This window comes from Pseudomonas ekonensis (assembly GCF_019145435.1).
Taxonomy (GTDB): Bacteria; Pseudomonadota; Gammaproteobacteria; order Pseudomonadales; family Pseudomonadaceae; genus Aquipseudomonas; species Aquipseudomonas ekonensis.
The window spans coordinates 474,385-493,809 of the sequence record NZ_JAHSTS010000003.1; the positions used below are offsets into that span (position 1 = coordinate 474,385).

The 19,425-nt window shown below is 66.7% G+C and carries 19 protein-coding genes; 5 read left to right on the forward strand and 14 right to left on the reverse strand.

All coding sequences use genetic code 11. The features are described 5' to 3' along the window. Positions 1–165: 165 nt before the first annotated feature. From KVG96_RS26140 to KVG96_RS26155, 4 genes are all read right to left on the reverse strand, one after another. A complete protein-coding gene (locus tag KVG96_RS26140) occupies positions 166–1,398 on the reverse strand; it encodes an MFS transporter (RefSeq protein WP_217894599.1) in 1,233 nt (410 codons plus the stop codon). Continuing rightward, complete coding sequence (locus tag KVG96_RS26145) at positions 1,391–2,368, reverse strand: diiron oxygenase (protein WP_217894600.1); 978 nt, start codon at positions 2,366–2,368, stop codon at positions 1,391–1,393. The genes KVG96_RS26140 and KVG96_RS26145 overlap by 8 nt, the downstream gene beginning before the upstream one ends. Next, positions 2,365–3,438 carry a SagB family peptide dehydrogenase gene (locus KVG96_RS26150; RefSeq protein ID WP_217894601.1) on the reverse strand — a complete coding sequence of 358 codons (1,074 nt, stop codon included), beginning with the start codon at positions 3,436–3,438 and terminating at the stop codon, positions 2,365–2,367. Before KVG96_RS26150 ends, KVG96_RS26145 begins: the two co-directional genes overlap by 4 nt. 442 nt (positions 3,439–3,880) lie before the next feature. Continuing rightward, a complete protein-coding gene (locus KVG96_RS26155; RefSeq protein WP_085580910.1) occupies positions 3,881–5,077 on the reverse strand; it encodes a class I SAM-dependent rRNA methyltransferase in 1,197 nt (398 codons plus the stop codon). Between the two features lie 282 nt (positions 5,078–5,359). Between KVG96_RS26155 and KVG96_RS26160 the strand changes: the two genes are divergently transcribed. From KVG96_RS26160 to KVG96_RS26170, 3 genes are all read left to right on the forward strand, one after another. Further along, entirely contained in the window at positions 5,360–6,172 is an 813-nt protein-coding gene (locus KVG96_RS26160; protein ID WP_170929954.1) for an HDOD domain-containing protein, read from the forward strand. Positions 6,173–6,184: 12 nt separating this feature from the next. After that, entirely contained in the window at positions 6,185–6,997 is an 813-nt protein-coding gene (mutM, locus tag KVG96_RS26165; protein ID WP_085655852.1) for a bifunctional DNA-formamidopyrimidine glycosylase/DNA-(apurinic or apyrimidinic site) lyase, read from the forward strand. A gap of 70 nt (positions 6,998–7,067) precedes the next feature. After that, positions 7,068–7,391 (forward strand): multidrug transporter, encoded by a 324-nt coding sequence (locus KVG96_RS26170; RefSeq protein WP_217894602.1) that lies wholly within the window; start codon positions 7,068–7,070, stop codon positions 7,389–7,391. A gap of 123 nt (positions 7,392–7,514) precedes the next feature. Here the strand turns inward: KVG96_RS26170 and KVG96_RS26175 are convergent, their stop codons facing one another. The 5 genes from KVG96_RS26175 to KVG96_RS26195 form a co-directional block, all read right to left on the reverse strand. Further along, the gene (locus KVG96_RS26175) at positions 7,515–7,766 is read right to left on the reverse strand and encodes a YfhL family 4Fe-4S dicluster ferredoxin (RefSeq protein ID WP_009683359.1); all 252 of its coding nucleotides are present in this window, start codon (positions 7,764–7,766) and stop codon (positions 7,515–7,517) included. Between the two features lie 102 nt (positions 7,767–7,868). Then, on the reverse strand, positions 7,869–8,348 hold the full coding sequence (gene coaD / locus KVG96_RS26180) for a pantetheine-phosphate adenylyltransferase (protein ID WP_085580902.1): 480 nt from the start codon (positions 8,346–8,348) through the stop codon (positions 7,869–7,871). A gap of 115 nt (positions 8,349–8,463) precedes the next feature. Continuing rightward, positions 8,464–10,059, reverse strand: coding sequence for a GMC family oxidoreductase (locus KVG96_RS26185; protein WP_217894603.1), 1,596 nt, complete (start codon positions 10,057–10,059; stop codon positions 8,464–8,466). Positions 10,060–10,117: 58 nt separating this feature from the next. After that, positions 10,118–10,663: a twin-arginine translocation pathway signal protein gene (locus KVG96_RS26190; protein WP_217894604.1), complete on the reverse strand. Its 546-nt coding sequence runs from the start codon at positions 10,661–10,663 to the stop codon at positions 10,118–10,120. A 28-nt stretch (positions 10,664–10,691) separates the two neighbouring features. Next, entirely contained in the window at positions 10,692–12,122 is a 1,431-nt protein-coding gene (locus KVG96_RS26195; protein ID WP_217894605.1) for a coniferyl aldehyde dehydrogenase, read from the reverse strand. A gap of 146 nt (positions 12,123–12,268) precedes the next feature. Here KVG96_RS26195 and KVG96_RS26200 point away from each other — a divergent pair, with 146 nt between their 5' ends. Next, positions 12,269–12,940 carry a TetR/AcrR family transcriptional regulator gene (locus KVG96_RS26200; protein ID WP_085580894.1) on the forward strand — a complete coding sequence of 224 codons (672 nt, stop codon included), beginning with the start codon at positions 12,269–12,271 and terminating at the stop codon, positions 12,938–12,940. A gap of 30 nt (positions 12,941–12,970) precedes the next feature. Further along, positions 12,971–13,825 carry a sulfurtransferase gene (locus KVG96_RS26205; RefSeq protein ID WP_217894606.1) on the forward strand — a complete coding sequence of 285 codons (855 nt, stop codon included), beginning with the start codon at positions 12,971–12,973 and terminating at the stop codon, positions 13,823–13,825. A gap of 102 nt (positions 13,826–13,927) precedes the next feature. Here KVG96_RS26205 and KVG96_RS26210 read toward each other — a convergent pair whose 3' ends face one another. The 5 genes from KVG96_RS26210 to KVG96_RS26230 all read right to left on the reverse strand — a co-directional run bounded on the left by KVG96_RS26210 (position 13,928) and on the right by KVG96_RS26230 (position 19,294). Further along, positions 13,928–14,764: an AraC family transcriptional regulator gene (locus KVG96_RS26210; RefSeq protein ID WP_217894607.1), complete on the reverse strand. Its 837-nt coding sequence runs from the start codon at positions 14,762–14,764 to the stop codon at positions 13,928–13,930. A 4-nt stretch (positions 14,765–14,768) separates the two neighbouring features. Then, a complete protein-coding gene (locus tag KVG96_RS26215; protein WP_217894608.1) occupies positions 14,769–15,767 on the reverse strand; it encodes a hydrolase in 999 nt (332 codons plus the stop codon). An 83-nt stretch (positions 15,768–15,850) separates the two neighbouring features. Continuing rightward, entirely contained in the window at positions 15,851–16,459 is a 609-nt protein-coding gene (gene rsmD, locus KVG96_RS26220; protein WP_217894609.1) for a 16S rRNA (guanine(966)-N(2))-methyltransferase RsmD, read from the reverse strand. After that, positions 16,459–17,946 (reverse strand): M16 family metallopeptidase, encoded by a 1,488-nt coding sequence (locus KVG96_RS26225; protein WP_217894610.1) that lies wholly within the window; start codon positions 17,944–17,946, stop codon positions 16,459–16,461. Before KVG96_RS26225 ends, rsmD begins: the two co-directional genes overlap by 1 nt. Next, entirely contained in the window at positions 17,939–19,294 is a 1,356-nt protein-coding gene (locus tag KVG96_RS26230; protein WP_217894611.1) for a M16 family metallopeptidase, read from the reverse strand. Before KVG96_RS26230 ends, KVG96_RS26225 begins: the two co-directional genes overlap by 8 nt. Positions 19,295–19,425 lie beyond the last annotated feature (131 nt).

A 19,425-nucleotide genomic window follows, 5' to 3' on the forward strand; every position in this document is an offset into this window, starting at 1 on the left:
TGCCGATGACTTTGCGGGATCGCCGCTTGCCTCAGCCTGAGCTCATAAACCCGCCGGGGATGAATGGCGATGAATCCCGCGATTCTACACCGCTGGCGTCTGGAGGGAATGGCGCAAAACGCTGTTCGGCCGCCGAGGGCGCCTGCGGGATGACGGCCGGCGGTTTCAGTCGCGGCCCGGCTGCGCGACGGTGCCGTGACGAAGGCCTGCGGCCCGACGGTTGATGCGGGCGTTCAACCCCAGCGCCACGCCGCCGAGGATCAGGAAGCAGCCGCCGAGGGTGGGCTGCAGGTCGGCCGGGCTCAGGCTGATCAAGGCACTGATCGCGCCGCCGCAGATGAAGACCAGGGTGCTGCCGGCCGAGGCCGACGTGCCCGCGTGTTCGGGGTACAGGTCCATGGCCCGGGAGGTGGCCGCCGGCCGGACGATGGTGGTGCCGGCGGTGCAGATCAGCATCGGCACCAGCACCGTCGCCGGGGTCAGCGCAAAACCCGAAGGCAGGCACAGCAAGGCCAGGCCCGCCAGCAGGATCAGGCCCAGCCCTGCGCTGATCTGGCGGGCGGGGGTGATCCGTCGGCTCAGCACGGTGGCGACGATCCCCCCCAGCACATAGGCGGCGCCGTAGACCAGCAGGACAAGGGAGAACTCGTAGGCGGACAGTTGCAGGCGATCCATGAAGATCAGCGGCGAAATCACGATGAACGAGAAGTGGCAGGCGAAGGCGAAGGCCGATATCAGCCAGTAACCGAGGAAGTCGAAGTCGCCCAGCACCCGGCGGTAGGTCAGGAGGAAGTGCGCCGGGGCGCCTGCGGCCGCCGGCCGGCCGCCTGGCAGGAACAGCCCGGCCTTGAGCAGCACCACCGAGGCCAGGGCCGCGAATGCCCAGAAGCTGGCGCGCCAGCCGAAGGCGGATTGCAGCAGGGTGCCGGCCAACGGCGACACCGAGATGAAGAGGCCGCCTGCGGTGACCATCAGGATCCGCAACCGGTCACGTTCTTCCCCGTCGAACAGGTCCTGCACCAGGGCCTGGGACAGCACGAAGCAGCCGCAGCCCGCTGCCTGCACCACCCGGAACGCCAGGAACAGCGCGTAGTCGCGGGACAGCAGGCAACCGACGGCGCCGAGGATCGAGACCGCGATCCCGGCCAGCAGCAGGCACTTGCGCCCGATCACGTCCGACAATGGGCCTATCAGCAACTGAGAGAAGGCGATGCCCACGGCGAACACGCTGATCGACAGCGCGATGTCCGTGGGCGTGCGCCGGAAGTGCTCGGCCAGGGCCGGAAACGACGGCAGCAGGACATCCAGCGGAAACACGCCGAGCAGCACCATCGCCAGCAACAGGCCCACGGCCCCGCGACGTTGGCGGGCGGTCGCCGCCACAGTTCCTTCATTCATCGATCAGTCCTGCCTTGGCGAAGAGTCTGCGGTTGTGGGGCAAGGCGAAGAATCCGGCCTTGGTCAGCGCAGCGAGGGTGGCGACGGCGCCTGCCCGGGCGCGGCGCCGGTTGGCCTGCGCGGTGGCCGATTCGGCGACGATGTCCGTGGCCGATCCTTCATCGATCCCGGCACCGCGCAGGCTCTGGAGCAGCCAGGCCTCGTCGACCTCGAAGAAGATGCCGATGGCCTCCAAAAGCGTTCTGGCCGTGAACGTCCTTTTGCGGGTGTTCATGGTCAGCCAGAGGTAATGGAACACCTCGGCGAAGTAGCGGCTGTGACGGGCCTCGTCGCCCAGATGGTCGCGCAGCATGTCGGCGACGCAGGACACCAGGCTGTCACGGCAGACGTCGAGCAGTTCGCGGGCGATGAGGGTCTCCGAGACGAAGCCGAGCAGGAACCACGCCAGCGGCCGGCTGTGCTGCGGCGTGCGCTCGATCAGGGCGTTGAGCCGGGTGATCCGTCGGGGCATGGCCGGACGCTGGGTGAAGCCGTAGTGCGCGGCGATCTGTTCGGCCAACTGGTTGGAGAACAGCGCGTGATACCCCTCGTCCGTGTAGAGCTGGAGGGCGGCGGTCTTCATGCGCGGGGGCACATAGGCGGGGATCTCGCCATGGACGATGGTCTCCACCGACCGGTTGACGATGCGGTGTTCGAGCAGCGTGGTGTAGTCGAGAAAATGCACCAGGTGGTTGGCGGTCAGGCGGTGGATGACCTCGCGCCCCGCCGCTTCGATGGCCGGATGGGACAGGTAAGGCAGGAAACCCGGCGGGAACCAGTGACGGGACTCCAGTTGCTGCGCAAGGTCCGCAGGCAATGGGTAGTCGTGGCGGCTGACCCGCACCGAGGCGCGGGTGTCCCATTCTCCCAGCGTGAAGCGCAGCGCCCAGGACACCGGCGGTTCGGCCGGGACATCGAGCAGTCGGGTCATGACGTCACCGCCTGTCGTTCCAGCAGATCCCTCAGTTCCCGGCACATGGCCTGACCATCGCTTTTGCCGCAGCCGACGAAGAACAAGGGCTGTTCGGGGCTGCCCTCGAGGTCGAGCAGGGTTTCGACCGGGCCGTCGGCGAACGCACCGGTCAGCCAGGTGTTGAGGCCCAATGCCGTGGCCACCAGCTGAAAGGTCTGGGACAGATGCCCTGCCTCGACGAATGCCATCCGGTAAGCCCGTGAGTGGGGGTACTTCCACCAGAGCCGGTCGAACCGGGCGGTGATGAACAGGCCCAGCGGCAGATCGTTGATGAAGTGCTGGCCGCACAAGAGGTTGCCCAGTGCCGAGTCAGGCAGCGGGTTTGTGAGGCTCAAGGCGTGCTGCGCCGAATGGTAGGCATAGACGCCGGGCGCCAGGCCGCTGACGTTCTGTACCAGCAAGAGGCCTTCGCAGGCGTTGAGCCCGCCGCCGGACGGGCTGCTGCGCCGTGCAGTGAGGCCCGGGGCGGCGTTGTCGTCGGGGCTGCGTTCGCGCAGGTGGCCGAGCGTCAGGTACAGCAGGGTGCTCAGGTCGGTGAGCGCAACGGGGGCCTGGGTGAAGGAGCGGCAGGTCTTGCGGCCAAGCAGCGTGGCGTGCAGGTCGGCGCCGGTCAGCCGGGACGGTTCGGGCAGGGCGATGTGCGTTTGGGTGTCCGGCGGTGTCCGGGTGTCGACGGGCGCTGGCGTGGCCAGTACGTCGGTGCAATGTTCCAGGTATTGCCTGGACCATTCTTGAATGTTCTGTGGGGGGTGTTCAAAAGGGATGTTTTGGGTGCCGATATGAAAGATCTTTGAAAGTTCGTCCCATCCCCATTCTGGCATGTCGCTTTTTGAAGCGGTTAATATTCCGGCTGCCAGAAGTTGTGCGTCTATGATGTTGTTGTCGTCAAAGTTGTTCGGGTTTTCTATAAGTTGCGCAAGACGAGTCGAATAACGGGCGTCGAGTTCGTATTGCGTGTGGTCTTTATAGTTCCAGACTATCTGGGTAGGCGGCTTGGGCAGTATGAAAACATAAGGGTTGATGTGCATGAGGCGATTCACTCTGTGCTGTGAGCCTTTGAAGGCGCCGGAGTGCCGGCGTGCTCCGGCGCCTTCATTTACTTAGCGGGCTTTAGGGGCGACCAGAAAAGCCAGGTTTGCGATTTTGTTGGTTTCCAGAGTGATTGCTTTCATTTGATGAACTCCTTGTTCATTGGTAATTGAAGTCACCTCGTGGTGACAACTCAATCATAGTTTGTAATGGATTGTTGGCAAGCGGATATTTGGTAGGAATGTTCCAGTAATTTTGTCGGAGTGCTTACCGATTGTTTTTGGACTTGTAAGTTGTTTCTTGCTGGATGTTTCTTTTAATGAAATATCCTGCAAGCCTGTAGGAAGGAACATGTAGGAAGTTCTATGAAACAGGGCGGGGCGCAGGCCAAAAGCAAAACGGGGAGCCCATGGGCTCCCCGTTTTGCTGTCCGGCCGCGTATCAGCTGTTGGGCAGCAGGCGGCAGGTGATGCTCTTGATGTAGCGGGTTTCCGGGATGGCCGGGTGCACCGGGTGGTCCGGGCCCTGGGCGCCGCGCTCCAGCAGCTGGATGTTGCGGTCCAGGTGGCGGGCGCTGGTCAGCAGGATGTTCTGCAGATCGTCTTCCGGCAGGTGCATCGAGCACGACGCGCTGACGAGGATGCCGTCCTTGGTCAGCAGGCGCATGGCCTGCTCGTTCAGGCGGCGGTAGGCGCCTTCGCCGTTCTTCAGGTCTTTCTTGCGTTTGATGAACGCCGGCGGGTCGGCGACGATGACGTCGAAACGCTCTTCGCTGGCCTTGAGTTCCTTCAGGGCTTCGAAGACGTCGCCTTCGATGCAGGTCATCTTGTCGGCGAAGCCGTTCAGCGCGGCGTTGCGCTCCACGCCGTCGAGGGCGAAGCCCGAGGCGTCGACGCAGAACACTTCACTGGCGCCGAACGCGCCGGCCTGCACGCCCCAGCCGCCGATGTAGCTGTACAGGTCCAGCACGCGCTTGCCCTTGACGTACGGCGCCAGGCGCGCGCGGTTCATGCGGTGGTCGTAGAACCAGCCGGTCTTCTGGCCGCCGATGACCGGGGCTTCGAACTTCACGCCGTTCTCTTCCAGCGGCACCCACTCCGGCACCACGCCGAACACGGTTTCGACGTAGCGCTCCAGGCCCTCGGCATCGCGGGCGGCCGAGTCGTTCTTGAACAGGATGCCGCTCGGCTTGAGCACCTGGGTCAGCGCGGCGATCACGTCGGCCTTGTGGGCTTCCATGGTGGCCGAGGCGAGCTGCACCACGAGGATGTCGCCGAAACGGTCGACCACCAGGCCCGGCAGCAGGTCGGAGTCGCCGTAGACCAGGCGGTAGAACGGCTTGTCGAACAGGCGCTCGCGCAGGGACAGGGCCACGTTCAGGCGGTGCACCAGCAGCGACTTGTCCAGGGCGAGCTTGGCGTCGCGGGACAGCAGGCGGGCGCAGATCAGGTTGTTCGGGCTCATCGCCACGATGCCCAGCGCCTTGCCGCCGGCGGCTTCGAGCAGGGCCTGGTCGCCGGCCTTGAAGCCGTGCAGCGGGGTGGCGGCCACGTCGATTTCGTTGCTGTAGACCCACAGGTGGCCGGCGCGCAGGCGACGGTCGGCGTTGGCTTTGAGGCGCAAGCTAGGCAGGGACATGACGTCGCTCCGGAAAAAAAGAGCGGGAGTATACCGTGTTGCGCGCGACGCGGGCCGCAGGAGCGATGAATCACCCGCCGCCGGCGGGTCTGCCGCGCATTTTGCGCAGGCCGCCAGACGCAGTCGCCGGGGTGGTCTTCAATGAAAGATTTGGCCGATCTGCCCTGCGATGTGTCGTTCGTCGGTTTTTAGGGGTTAGAATCGCCGCCTGTCCCAGAGTGTGTACTTATGTCCCAAGAGCTGACCACCGAACAGATTCAACAGTCCCTGCAGGGCATCAGCGTGCCCGCGCAGCCGCAGATCATGGTGGATCTGCAAATGGAGCAGTACATGCCCGACCCGGACCTGGAGACGATCGCCAAGCTGATCTCCCAGGATCCCGGCATGTCCGGCTCGCTGCTGAAGATCGTCAATTCGCCGTACTACGGCCTGAGCAACAAGATCACCTCGATCAAGCGCGCGGTGAACCTGCTGGGCAGCCGCTCGATCATCAACCTGATCAACGCGCAGTCGATCAAGGGCGAGATGAACGACGACACCATCGTCACCCTCAACCGTTTCTGGGACACCGCCCAGGACGTGGCGATGACCTGCCTGACCCTGGCCAAGCGCGTCGGCACCGAGGCGTGCGACGAGGCCTATGCGCTGGGCCTGTTCCATGACTGCGGCGTGCCGCTGATGCTGCAGCGCTTCCCCGACTACATGTCGACGCTCGAAGAGGCCTACGCCAGCGCCAGCGCCGAATGCCGGGTGGTGGACACCGAGAACCGTGTCTACAACACCAACCATTCGGTGGTCGGCTACTACACCGCCAAGTCCTGGCGCCTGCCGGAGCACGTCAGCAACGCCATCGCCAACCACCACAACGCGCTGGCGATCTTCAGCGACGAGTCGTCGCGCAACAACCAGATGAAGAACCTGCTGGCGATCCTCAAGATGGCCGAGCACATCTGCGCCTCCTACCGGGTGCTGGGCAACCAGGCCGAAGACCACGAGTGGAACTGCGTCGGCCCCCTGGTGCTCGACTACGTCGGCCTGTCGGAGTACGACTTCGAGACCCTGAAGCAGACGATCCGCGAACTCGGCGCCCATTGATTCGAGAACGACATGCCTGAACTGCCGGAAGTCGAGACCACCCGCCGGGGCATCGCCCCGCACCTGGAGGGCCAGCGGGTCAGCCGGGTGATCGTGCGCGAGCGGCGCCTGCGCTGGCCGATCCCCGAAGACCTCGATGTACGGCTGTCCGGCCAGCGCATCGTGCAGGTCGACCGGCGGGCCAAGTACCTGCTGATCAACGCCGAGGTCGGCACGCTGATCAGCCACCTGGGCATGTCGGGCAACCTGCGGCTGGTGGAGGCCGGGTTGCCGGCGGGCCGGCATGAGCATGTCGACATCGAGCTCGAATCGGGCCTGGCCCTGCGCTACACCGATCCGCGCCGGTTCGGCGCCATGCTCTGGAGCACCGATCCGCTGCACCACGAGCTGCTGATCCGCCTGGGGCCTGAGCCGTTGACCGACCTGTTCGACGGCGAGCGGCTGTTCCAGCTGTCGCGGGGACGGTCGATGGCGGTCAAGCCGTTCATCATGGACAACGCGGTGGTGGTGGGCGTGGGCAACATTTACGCGACCGAAGCGCTGTTCGCCGCCGGCATCGATCCGCGCCGCGAGGCCGGGGGCATTTCCCGGGCGCGCTACCTGAAGCTGGCCATCGAGATCAAACGCATCCTCGCCGCCGCCATCGAGCGCGGCGGCACCACGCTGCGCGACTTCATCGGCGGCGATGGCCAGCCGGGGTATTTCCAGCAGGAGCTGTTCGTCTACGGCCGCGGCGGCGAGCACTGCAAGGTGTGCGGCACCGGGCTGCGGGAAATCAAGCTCGGCCAGCGCGCCAGCGTCTGGTGCCCGCGCTGCCAGACCTGAGGCAAGACGGCTGAAAGGATCCTACGGTCTATAGTGAGGTGTCTCACTGTTCAGCCCGAAGGATCGTGCCATGAAATCCCTTCCTGCCCTGCTCATCGCACTGTCGCTGTGTTCCAGCCTGCCCGCCCGGGCGACGGAGGGCGGCAGCGGCGATCCGCGCTACGCCATCCAGAACCCGCCGGCCTACGCCATGATCGGCGACCTGCTGATCGCCCGGCCGTTGCTGACGGTGGCGACGGTGATCGGGGCGGGGGTGTTTGTCGTGTCGTTGCCGTTCACCGCCCTGGGCGGCGGGATCGGCGATGCCGGCGAGGCGCTGGTGGTGGCGCCGGCAAAAGCGGCGTTCGCGCGGTGCCTGGGGTGCACGGGGGAGGGGTTCGAACAGCGCGAGTGACGGTGGCGAGGGCGCTTGCTCGCGCTGGATTGCGCAGCAGGCCATTCCTTTGCCGGGGGGCGCTGCGCACCCGGCGGGAGCGAGCTCCCACGTCACAGGATGCTTGCCCGCGCTTCAGGGGGATCAGGCCTTGCCGGTGATCCGGCGGTACTTGGCCATCAGTTGCTCTTCGGTTTCCGGATGGGCTTCGTCCAGCGGGATGCAGTCCACCGGGCAGACCTGCTGGCACTGCGGCTCGTCGTAGTGGCCCACGCACTGGGTGCACAGGTTCGGGTCGATCACGTAGATCTCTTCGCCTTGGGAAATGGCTTCGTTCGGGCACTCGGGTTCGCAGACGTCGCAGTTGATGCAATCGTCGGTGATGATCAGGGACATGCTAACTCCAGCCGGGGCGGCAGGCCCGGGCGCTATCTATCAGTGCGCGCAATTGTGCCGCATTGGCGCCTGCAGTGCACGCAGGCGCCGTTTGAACGGTCGTCACTTCTTGAAGCGCAGGGTCAGGGCCTCGGCCACGGCCGGGTGGACGAACTTGCTGATGTCGCCGCCCAGGGCCGCGATCTCGCGCACCAAGGTCGAGGAAATGAACGAATAGCGCTCGGACGGGGTGAGGAACAGGCTTTCCACGTCCGGGGCCAGCTGGCGGTTCATGTTGGCCAGCTGGAATTCGTATTCGAAGTCCGAGACCGCCCGCAGGCCGCGCAGGAATACGTTGGCGTTCTGCTCTTTGGCGAAGTGCGCCAGCAGCGTCGAGAAACCGACCACTTCCACGTTCGGCAGGTGCTTGGTGACCTCGCGGGCCAGCTCGACCCGTTGCTCCAGCGGGAACAGCGGGTTTTTCTTCGGGCTGGCGGCCACGGCGATGACCACATGGTCGAACAGGCGCGAGGCGCGTTCGACCAGGTCGCCATGGCCCTTGGTGATAGGGTCGAAGGTTCCTGGGTACAACACTCGGTTCATCGCGTCGTCCTGGCGGGAATCCGTTGGGGAGTCGGATGGTATCGCAGCCGTCCCGGTCGGCCAAGTCGCCTGTTGGGTAAGAAAGCACTATAGACGTCGGGGAAACGGCGCCCTTTCATGGGTTCTTCAGCCGCTCGGCCAGGGCCGTCGCCAGTTGCGCGGTCAGGCCGTACACCGACAGCTGCGGGTTGGCGCCGATGCTGGTGGGGAACAGCGAGCCGTCATGGATCGACAGGTTGCCCAGCTGGTGATGCCGGCCGAGGCTGTCGGCGACGGCGGCCTTCGGGTCTTCGCCCATCGCGCAGCCGCCCATGACATGGGCGCTGCCCAGACGCGTGCGGTACAGCGCAAGGTCCAGGCCGTCGATCATTGCGCGGGCCTCGGCCAGGCTGTTCACGTAGCGCGCATCGGCGTGCATCGGCATCACGGCCTTGGCGCCGCCGGCGAACTGGATTTCGGCCATGCTGTGGAACGCCCGGCGCAGGCCTTCCCAGGTGTGGGGCGAGACCGGGTAGTCGAGCACCGGCGAGCCGTCGCCGCGCAGTTCGACCGTGCCGCCGGGGCTGTCCGGGTGGAAGCCGTCGCGCAGCAGGGCGAGCATCGCATGGGTCTTCGGCAGGTCGGCCATGTGCTGCGCGTTGTCCCGGCCGAAGCCGCCGAGCAGGGTCGCGGCCAGCGCCGGGTGCAGCGGCGGCACTTCGAGCTTGTAGCCCATGGGGCCGGTGGTGCCGTCCTTCCACTGGAAATGGTCGGAGTAGATCGACTGCGGTGCGCCGTAGAACGGGTTGATCACCTCGTCGAAGCGCCCGGCGGACATGTTCACCAGGTGCAGGAACGTGCGCTGGCCCAGGCGCCGGTGCGGATCCGGCGCCTGCGAGCGCATCAGCAGCGCCGGGCTGTTGATGCCGCCGCCGGCCAGCACGTAGTGCCGCGCCTTGACCGTGACCGTACGCCCGGTCGGCGCCACGCAGCGTTCGTCCATCGCCACGCATTGCAGGGCGCAGACCTTGTCGCCGCTCATCAGCAGTTTTTCCGCTCGGGCCAGGTAGAGCAGTTCTGCCCCCTTTTCCAGGGACGCGGGAATGGTCGTGACCATCATCGACTGCTTGGCGTTGGTCGGGCAGCCCATGCCGCAGTAGCCCAGGTTCCAGCAGCCGCGCACGTTGCGCGGGATCACGTGCCAGCTGTAGCCGAGCGCCTCGCAACCCTTGCGGATCACGTCGTTGTTGGCGTTGGGCGGCACCCTCCACGGGGCGATGCCGAGGCGCTGCTCCATTTTCTCGAACCACGGCGCCATGTCGGCGGGGCTGTGGCCCTTGACGTTGTGCTCTTTGGCCCAGTGCTCCAGGGTCGGCTCCGGGGTGCGGAAGCTCGAGGTCCAGTTGACCAGCGTGGTGCCGCCCACCGCCCGGCCCTGAAGGATGGTGATCGCGCCGTCCTTGCTCATGCGGCCGATGCCTTCCTGGTAGAGGCTGCTGTAGGCCTGGTCCTCCAGCAGCTTGAAGTCGCTGCTGGTCTTGAGCGGCCCTTCTTCGATCAGCAGCACCTTGTAGCCGGCGGCGCTGAGGATTTCCGCAGTGGTGCCGCCGCCGGCGCCGCTGCCGATGATCGCCACGTCGGCTTCCAGGGTCAGGTCTTCGGTCAGCTGCGCGCCGTTGTGGGTCTTCCAGCCGCGGGCGAGGCCTTCGCGGAACGGGTCGGGTACGGGCATGTTCAGGCTCTCTTATTGTTGACTGCCGGACGGCAGGGGGCGGCGGCCGCGACGCGGTTCAGACAGAGGGCGGGCCGGGATAGCCGCAATGGGCCCAGGACTCGACGCGCTTGTACCAGGCCATCATCACCATCTGCAGCAGGGAGCTGTGGCCCATGCGCAGCAGGCTCAGCGAGCTGTTCCGCCAGCGTTCGAGGAAGTGCCGGACGGCGTCGGGGTCGGCGTTTTCCCAACTGCCCCAGATCCCGGTCAGCGGGCCCCGGGTCACGGCCATGCCCAGCACGTCGAACAGTTGCCGGCTGAGCTTGAGCATTTCCGGCGAGAGGTGGTCGAGGCCTTGGTCGAGTGACTGGAGGGTGCCCTCGACGGCGGCGGCCATTTTGTCGGCGGCCACGGCGCCGTCGAGCATCACCGGGATCAGGGCGCGCAGGAACGGCAGGTCGTTGCTGCGCAGCGCGGCATAGCCGCCGGCCGGCACGCTGGACGAACAGCCGCTGAGGCTGGCGCCCAGGCCGGCGGTGGCAAGGAACGCCGTGGCGCCGAGGCTGAACTTCAGCAGGCCGCGGCGCGACAGCGCAGGTGTTTCGGTCAGGCTTGGGTGCATTGTTGTTATTACCCGGCGGTGACGGTGGTCAGCGAATGAACAGTTTCTGGATCAGTTTCTGGATCGCTGTGCCGTAGGGCGGGTAGATCAGCTTCGCCGCGTTGAAGCGCTGCTTGACCAGCACGCCCTTGGCCTTGCTGAACGTCAGGAACCCCTCGTGCCCGTGGTAGTGGCCCATGCCGGACGGGCCGATGCCGCCGAACGGCATGTCGTCCTGGGCCACGTGCAGCAACGTGTCGTTGAGGCAGACGCCGCCGGAGTGGGTCTCGTGCAGCACGCGTTCCTGTTCGCGCTTGTCGTAGCCGAAGTAGTAAAGGGCCAGAGGACGGGGGCGTTGGTTGATGTAGGAGAATGCCTGATCCACGTCCCGGTACGGCACGATCGGCAGCAGCGGGCCGAAGATCTCGTCCTGCATCACGGTCATGTCGTCGCTGACGTTGAGCAGCAGGCTGTGGGGCATGCGCCGGCCCTGGCCCTGCTCGAACAGCGGAATCAGCAGCGCGCCTTTGCCGGTGGCGTCGCTGAGGTAACCGTTGAGCCGCGCCAATTGGCGCTCGTTGATGATCGCGGTGTAGTCCGGGTTGTCGGCCAGGGTCGGGTAGAACCGGTGCGCGACCTGGCGATAGGCCTCGACGAAGGCGCCGACCCGGTCTTCCGGCACCAGCACGTAGTCCGGGGCAACGCAGGTCTGGCCGGCGTTGATCATCTTGCCGAAGGCGATGCGTTCGGCGGCGTCCTTGAGCGGCACGTCCCGGGACACGATGGCCGGGGACTTGCCGCCCAGCTCCAGGGTCACCGGCGTGAGGTTCTCCGCCGCCGCGCGCATCACGTGCTTGCCGATGCTGGTGGCGCCGGTGAACAGCAGGTGGTCGAAACGCAGTTTCGAGAACGCGACGCCGACGTCCGACTCGCCCAGCACCACGCACACCAGGTCTTCGGGGAAGATCCGCGCCAGCAGGGCCTTGAGCAGCAGGCCGGTGGCGGGGGTGGATTCACTGAGCTTGAGCATCACCCGGTTGCCCGCCGCGAGCGCGCCGGTGAGTGGGCCGATGGCCAGGAACAGCGGGTAGTTCCACGGCACGATCACGCCGACCACGCCCAGCGGCTGGTACACCACCTTGGCCGAGGCCGGCTGGAAGGCGAGGCCGACCTTGCGCCGCGACGGCTTCATCCAGCCCTTGAGGTGACGGCTGGCGTAGTGGATGCCGTGCAGGCTGGGCATCAGCTCGGCGATCAGGGTCTCGTCGGCGCTGCGGTGGCTGAAGTCGGAGCTGATCGCGTCGATCAACGCCTGCCGTTCATCGCTCAGCAGGTCGCGCAGGGCCTTGAGCCATTGCTGGCGCTGGGCGGCGGGTGGCATCGGGTTGGCGGCGTAGGCGGCCCGTTGCGCGTCGAACAGCCGGTTGAGCTCTTCCAGCGGCTGTTGCAGCGATTGCAGGTAGGCGATATCGGCAGTCATTGTCGGCTCCGGTTTTGTTGTCGTGAGGAACTTTTTAGAGTCTATGCTCTAGAAAGTCAATTCACTTCCTGGCGCGGCAAGGTTTTATCCCGTTCCGGATAGGTCGTAAGATGCCCCTCAACGCACTCTGAATTAAAGCTCAAGCCATGGCCCCACGGATCAAAACCAGCGAGCGCATCGTGCAGAACAGCCTCGAGCTGTTCAATCAGCAGGGCGAGCGCAGCATCAGCACCAACCACATCGCCGCCCACATGGAGATCTCTCCGGGCAACCTGTACTACCACTTCCCCAACAAGCAGGCGATCATCGCCGTGCTGTTCAGTGAGTACGAGACCCTGGTGGACAGCTTCCTGCGCCCGCCCCAGGGGCGCCCGGCCACGGTCGAGGACAAGCGCTACTACCTCAAGGAGCTGCTGTCGGCGATGTGGCGCTACCGGTTCCTGCACCGCGACCTGGAGCACCTGCTCGACAGCGACCCGGACCTGGCGGCGCGCTACCGGCGCTTTTCCCAGCGCTGCGTGATCCAGGGCACGGCCATCTACGAGGGGTTCGTCGCCGCCGGGATCCTGAAGATGGACCGGGTGCAGATCGAATCCCTGACCCTCAACGCCTGGATCATCCTCACCTCCTGGGTGCGGTTCCTGTGCACCACCCGCGAGAACGCCAAGCACCTGAGCGAACAGGCCGTCAAACGCGGCGTGTACCAGGTGCTGGTGCTGGAGGCGGGGTTCGTCACCGAGCAGGCGCGCGACGAAGTCAACGCCCTGTTCGACGAGTTCTACGTGCCGCTGGCCCAGGCCCTCGAAGAAACGCCGTAACCCCTTCTTTTGAACAAGGAGTCGTCCGCTATGCCGATTGCGCAACTGATCAGCCCTCAAGCGCTGGATGCCCGCAAGGATCAGCCGGGACTGGTGATCCTCGATTGCCGCTTTGCCCTGGAGGATCCGGATTACGGCCAGCGCAGCTACGCCGAGGGGCACATCGCCGGGGCGCATTTCGCCGACCTTGAGCGCGACCTCAGCGGCCCGGTGGTCAAGGGCGTGACCGGTCGCCACCCGCTGCCGGAGCCGGCGGCGCTGGTGGAGCGCCTGCAAGCGTTCGGCATCGGTGCCGGCAGCGACGTCGTGCTCTACGACGACGGCCCCGGCGCCTACGCGGCGCGGGCCTGGTGGCTGCTGGCGTGGCTGGGCAAGCGCGACGGCGTGTTCATCCTCGACGGTGGGCTCAAGGCCTGGCACGCCGCCGGGTTGCCGCTGAGCCTGGATGCGCCGTCGACGGTCCGCGGCAGCTTCAGCGGTCAGCCGGACCTGCGCTTGCTGCTGAGCGCCGCGCAGCTGCAGCAGCGCCTGGGCCAGAGCGGCCTGACCCTGCTCGACGCGCGGGCCCTGCCGCGCTTCAAGGGCGAGGTGGAGCCGATCGACCCGGTCGCCGGTCACATCCCCGGCGCGCAATGCGCGGCGTTCACCGACAACCTGGGCAGCGACGGCAGGTTCCTGCCGGCCGACCGGCTCAAGCAGCGTTTCGCCGCGCTGCTCGGCGACCGCTCGCCGGGCGAACTGGTGGCCTACTGCGGCTCCGGGGTGACGGCGTGCCACAACCTGTTCGCCCTGTGCCTGGCGGGCTATCCGTTGGCCGAGCTGTATGCCGGTTCCTGGAGCGAATGGATCAACGACCCGGCCCGGGGCATCGCCACCGGCGAGTGACAGGCGCAGCGGACGCCCGGCGGCGGCCTTGCTGACGCTTTTGCGGGCAACGCCGCACTGACGGAAACACCGCTCCCGCAAGGCGAGGCAGAACAGTGCGTGTCAGCGCGCCAGCGAATGCCGCGCGCTGCGGTACGCCGCCGGCCCCACGCCATAGACCTGCTTGAACTGCCGGCTGAGGTGGCTCTGGTCGGCAAACCCCAGTTGCGCGGCGACCTCCACCGGCAAGCAGCCGCTCTGCAGCAAGCCCCGGGCGCAGGCGATCCGTTGCTGCATCAGCCAGGTGTGGGGCGGCATGCCGGTGGCGCGGCGGAACACCCGGGCGAAGTGGAAGGGCGACAGGTTCACCGCTGCCGCCAGTTCCTCCAGTGAAGGCGGCGCCGCCAGTTGCGCGCGCAGCAGTTCTTTGGCGTGCACCACCGCCCGGTGTTCCTTGCCCGGCTTGCCCGCGTCCGGCACCGCCGCGTGCCGCTGCAGCAGTTGCATCATCATCTCGCGCCACGCCGTTTGCTGTTGCAGCGCGGTGACCGGGCTTTCCAGCAGGCGGTGCAACTGGCAGAAACCGGCGACCAGGTCCGGGTCGCGGTACAGCGTCGCCCCGAACGCCGGCAGCGGCGCGGTCGGCAGCTCAAGTTCTTCCAGCAGCGACAGGATCTTGCCGGTGTCGGGATAGAACGCCCGGTACAGCCAGCCGTCGTCGGTGCCCTTGTGGCCGGTGTGCAGTTCGTCCGGGTTGATCAGCACCAGGGTGCCGCTGCCCGCCAGGTGTTCGGCGCCGCGGTAGCGGTAGCGCTGGGCGCCGGCCATGATCATGCCGATCACGTAGCCGTCGTGGACATGGGGCGCGAAGCGGTGGTCGATGTAGCGCGCCGACAGCAGCTCGATCCCGGCCAGCGGCTCGGTCTGCCAGAAACGGATCGACTCGCCCGGGCCGCTCATGCCGTCAACCGCGCCCGGCCGCGGTCAGCCATTGCGGGATGCGCCGTTCCAGGTAATAGCCGGGCTGGCGCAGCGTGCCGTCGACGAAGCCGACGTGGCCGCCCCGGGCCTGCAGTTCGAAACGGGTCGAGGCGGACAGCTCGCCGGCCTGCGGCAGGCTGTGGGGGAACACGAACGGGTCGTCCGCCGCCTGGATGATCAGGGTCGGGGTGCGGATCTCGCCGAGAAAGTAGCGGCTGGAAGCGCGGCGGTAGTAGTCCTGGGCATCGGCGAAGCCGTTCAGCGGCGCGGTCACCCGGCCGTCGAAGTCCCAGAAGGTGCGCATGTTCTCCAGCGAGCCTAAGGCCGCCAGCGTCGCCAGGCCGTCTTCGCGGCCGTCGTGCTGGAACCTTCGCTGCTTGTTCTTGATGTAGGCGACCATCTCGCGCATGAAGTGCGCCTGGTAGACCTTGGAGAAGCCTTGGCCGATGCGGTCGGCGCACTGGTCGAGGCGAAACGGCACCGACACCGCCACGGCGCCGAGCACGCCGCTGGCGCTGCCGGTCTCCCCCAGGTGCTTGAGCAGCACGTTGCCGCCCAGGGAGTAGCCGACCGCATACAAAGGCGCTAAGGGCCGCTTGGCCTTCAGGTGGCGGATGGCTTCGGCCAGGTCTTCGCTGGCGCCGGAATGGTAGCTGCGCGCCAACAGGTTCGGTTCGCCCGAGCAGCCGCGCCAGTTCAGCGCGACGCTGGCCCAGCCCTGCGCGGCGAGGGCCGCCTGGATCCCGGCGACGTATGGCGAGTTGGACGATCCGGTCAGCCCGTGCAGCACCAGCACCAACGGCGCCTCGGCGCTGTGGGGGCCGTGCCAGTCGAGGTCGAGGAAGTCGCCGTCGTCGAGCCACAGCCGTTCGCGCTGGCGGTCAAGGTGCACGGTCTTGCGCCACAGCGGCCCCCACAGGGTCTGCAGGTGCGGATTGCCGAGGCCGAAGGCGGGGGTGAACGGTTCAGGTGAGGCGGACACGATGGTTCTCGATGCGGCGTGGCGATCAAATCCTGCAGTGGCGAGGGAGCAGGCTCCCTCGCCACAAGGTGTTCAGCACTTCGTCAGCCGGCGGTCGCGGCCATGCGTTGCCACAGCGCGTAATGCACCTGCCCGGATTTCTGTTCGCGGTGCAGGCGCCAGTTGCCCGGCAGGCCGAGGGTCGACGGTGCGCTTTCGCTTTCAGTGTAGATCCACGCATCGGCGGCCAGCCACTGCCGTTCCTCCAGCAGGACGCACACCGCCGGCAGCAGGTTCTGGTTGAACGGCGGGTCGAGGAACACCAGGTCGAACGCGCGGGCCGGCTGGGTCTCCAGGTAGCGCAGGGCGTCGGCGGTCTGCACCTGGCCGGTGGTGCAGCGCAGGGTGCCCAGGTGCTCCTTGAGGCTGGACACGGCCACATGGCTGGCGTCCAGCGCCTGGCCCATGGCCGCGCCACGGGACAGGGCCTCAAGGAACAGCGCGCCGCTGCCGGCGAACGGGTCGAGCACCTTGGCCCCCGGCACGTACGGCATGAGCCAGTTGAACAGGGTCTCGCGCACCCGGTCCGGCGTCGGGCGCAGGCCCTCGACGTCGGGGAAGCTCAGTTTGCGGCTGCGCCATTCGCCGCCGATGATGCGCAGCTGGTTCACGCCGTTGTGTTGGCGCTGGGGGGATTTCTTCTGCTGGGCCATTAATGCTCCGGAACCCCGAGCGGCTGCTCGGCGGGTTTGTCAGATGGGGCCGGTAACGGCTTTTGCGGCACGGTCGGGCCAGCGCTGACGATGACCAGCTTGTCCGTGCTCAGGTGTCTGTTCATGGCGTCCCGGACCTGCTCGACGGTCAGGCTCTGGGACTGGCGCATGAAGTCGTCCAGGTAGCTCAGGGGCAAGTTGTAGAAGCCCATGGCGCCGAGCTGGCCGACGATGTCGGCGTTGCTGGCGGTGGACAGCGGGAAGCTGCCGGCCAGTTCGCGCTTGGCGTCGTCGAGTTCTTTCCGGGTCGGGCCGCTCTTGAGGTAGTCGGCCAGCACATCCTGCACCAGTTTCAGGGTGCCCTCGCTCATTTCCGCGCGGGTCTGCAGGTTAATCATGAACGGGCCCCGGGCCTGCATCGGGCTGAACGCCGAGTACACGCCGTAGGTCAGGCCGCGCTTTTCGCGCACTTCACTCATCAGCCGGGTGCCGAAACCGCCGCCGCCCAGGATCTGGTTGCCCATCGACAGTGCCGCGTAGTCCGGGTCGTCACGGTCGATGCCCAGCTGCGCGAGCATCAGGTTGGTCTGCTTGGACGGGAACTCGATGTGGCCGACGCTGGCCTTGGGCTCCTGCGGCGGGGCGATCTTCGCCAGCGCCGGGCCCTTGGGCAGGGCGGCGGACACCTGGTTGGCGATGGCCTCGGCCTCGCTGCGCGACAGGTCGCCCACCAGGGCGATCACCGCGTTGCCGGCGGCGTAGGCCTTGGCGTGGAACTCGCGCAGCTGCGCCAGGGTGACCTTCGGCACGCTCCGGGCATCGCCGTCGCTGGCGTGGGCATACGGATGGTCGCCGTAGAGGCGCTTCATCAGCTCCAGGCTGGCGAGCTTGCCGGGGCTCTGCTTCTGGTATTCGAAACCGGCGAGCATCTGGTTCTTGATGCGGGCGAAGGAGTCGGCGGGGAAGGTCGGCTTGCCCACCACCTCGCAGAACAGCTTGAGCGCCGGCTCGCGCTTGTCCGCCGCGCTCAGGCTGCGCAGCGAGGCGATGGCCATGTCCTTGTAGGCGCCGTTGCCGAAGTCCGCGCCCAGGCCCTCAAAGCCCTGGGCGATGGCGCTGACGTCCTTGCCGGCCACGCCTTCGTTGAGCATGGCGTTGGTCAGCACGGCCAGGCCCGGCGCGTTGCCGTCCTGGCTGCTGCCGGCGGAAAAGATCAGGCGCATGTCGAACATCGGCAGCTCGCGGGCCTCGACGAACAGCACCCGGGCGCCTTCGGCGGTGTGCCAGGTCTGCACGTCGAGCTTGCGGCTGGCCGGGGCCTTGCCGTCCAGTTCGGCCAGCGACTGGAGTTTCTGGCTGGACTTGGCGTTGTCCAGCGCTTCGCTGGCGCCGGTCTTGTCGCCGGGGGCGAAGTACAGCGCGCTGGCGCCGATCAGCGCCACGGCGAGCAGGCCGAGCATCAGGCGTGGGGTTTTGCGCTCACTCATGAGTCGTCTCCAGGGGCAGGACATGGGCGACGCTGAGACGTTCGCGGGTGAAATACAGTTTGGCGGCGTTCTGGATGTCTTGCGGGGTGACGCTTTCCAGGTCGGCGAGTTCGGTGTCCATCAGTTTCCACGACAGGCCGACGGTCTCCAGCTGGCCGATGGCGCTGGCCTGGCTGGTGATCGAGTCGCGTTCGAACACCAGGCCGGCGATCACTTGGGCGCGCACCCGCTCCAGCTCTTCGGTGGACGGTGCGGTGGTCTTCAACTGCTCCAGCAGTTTCCACAGGCCGGCCTCGGCCTGGGCCATGGTCTTTTTCTTCTGGGTGTTGGGCGTGGCGGACAGGGTGAACAGGCTGTCGCCGCGGGTGTAGGCGTCGTAGCCCGACGCGCCGCCGGACACCAGCTCTTCGCCGCGCTCCAGCTGGGTCGGGATGCGCCCGCTGTAGCCGCCGTCGAGCAACGCCGAGATCAGGCGCAGGGCATTGACCGAGCGCTTGTCGTCGGCGGTGGACAGGCTCGGCACGTTGAAGGCGAGCATCAGGCTGGGCAGTTGCGTCTGCACATGCAGGGTGATCTGGCGCTCGCCGGGCTCGGCCAGCTCCAGCGGCTTCTTCGCCGGCGGCACATCACGCTTGGGGATCGGCCCGAAGTAGCGCTGGGCGAGAGCCTTCACCTCGTCTGGGGTGACGTCGCCGACCACCACCAGGGTGGCGTTGTTCGGCACGTACCAGGACTCGTACCAGTGGCGCAGCTCCTGGACCGTCATCCGGTCGAGGTCGGCCATCCAGCCGATGGTCGGCGTGTGGTAGCCGCTGGCCGGGTAGGCCATGGCCTTGAAGCGTTCGAAGGCCTTGGACATCGGCTTGTCGTCGGTGCGCAGGCGGCGCTCCTCCTTGATGACCTCGATCTCCTTGGCGAACTCCGCAGGCGGCAGGCGCAGGCTGGCCATGCGGTCGGCTTCCAGTTCGAAGGCCACGCCCAGGCGGTCGCGGGCCAGCACCTGGTAGTACGCGGTGAAGTCGTCGCTGGTGAAGGCGTTCTCCTCGGCGCCCAGGTCGCGCAGGATCAGCGAGGCTTCGCCGGGGCCGATTTTCTCGCTGCCCTTGAACATCATGTGTTCGAGGGCGTGGGACAGGCCGGTCTGGCCCGGGGTCTCGTAGCTGGAGCCGACCTTGTACCAGACCTGCGACACCACCACGGGCGCGCGGTGGTCTTCGCGCACGACGACCTTCAGGCCGTTGTCGAGGGTGAATTCATGGGTCGGTTGCGGGTCGGCCGCCAGGGCCGACAAGGGCAGGCAGAGGGTGCCGAGCAGCAGGCCGGCGGCGCGGCGGGCGAGAGCGTTCATTGATTTTCAAACCTGTTGTGCTGCCCGCTTGGCCTTAGCCTAGGCGGGCGAGGAGGTGCTAGGATACTGATCCGTTTTACCGGCGGCCACGCCTATCGGGTCCGCAGACTTGTTCGGGCTGTATGGGTTCG